The organism is Bacillus sp. AFS023182 (assembly GCF_002560575.1).
Classification (GTDB): domain Bacteria; phylum Bacillota; class Bacilli; order Bacillales; family Bacillaceae_G; genus Bacillus_A; species Bacillus_A arachidis.
Genome location: NZ_NTRO01000187.1, coordinates 1 through 524, shown reverse-complemented (window position 1 = coordinate 524; position 524 = coordinate 1). Strand labels below are relative to the sequence as shown.

The window sequence follows — 524 nt, the reverse complement described above, 5'->3', positions numbered from 1 at the left end:
AAACTTTGCAACAGAACCATCCTTTGCCCCAAAAGGCTTTCGAAATATCATAGCCGATCTCAGTTTTTGAGTTCTCAAAATCTAAGGAATTATAACCACATGAGCCGATAATTTGATTAGATTCTTTTTCAATAATAGTAAATCGAAGAGCTTTATTATTTTGAGCAAGTTCGTTAAGAAGATTAATCATATCTTTTGCCTGATTTTCATCAATAAAATTACTAATATTCATGAATCTAGTAACATCTGGATCAGACCATATTTTAAACAAACTTAATGAATCAGATTCTTCTATTTTTCTTAAATGTAATCTTTGTGTGTATAGTTCTGTAATCAATACTTTTACCTCCATTATTTTGTGATGGGTAGATTAAAAATATTGATATCTGCGCATAATTCAGTCCCTTCTATATTTAGTTATTTTTATTATACAAGAGATAAAATGATAAGCATATAGATGAAATGGGATAAGAGGATAATGAAACAATTACTTATTAAAAATTAAACAAAAGCGTTATTTTAAA

The 524-nt window shown here is 27.3% G+C and carries 1 protein-coding gene; it reads right to left on the bottom strand.

From position 1 onward, the window contains the following. On the bottom strand, positions 1 to 337 hold a 337-nt coding region (locus CN288_RS28130; RefSeq protein WP_141528048.1), incomplete at its 3' end, for a GNAT family N-acetyltransferase. Positions 338 to 524: the final 187 nt, after the last annotated feature.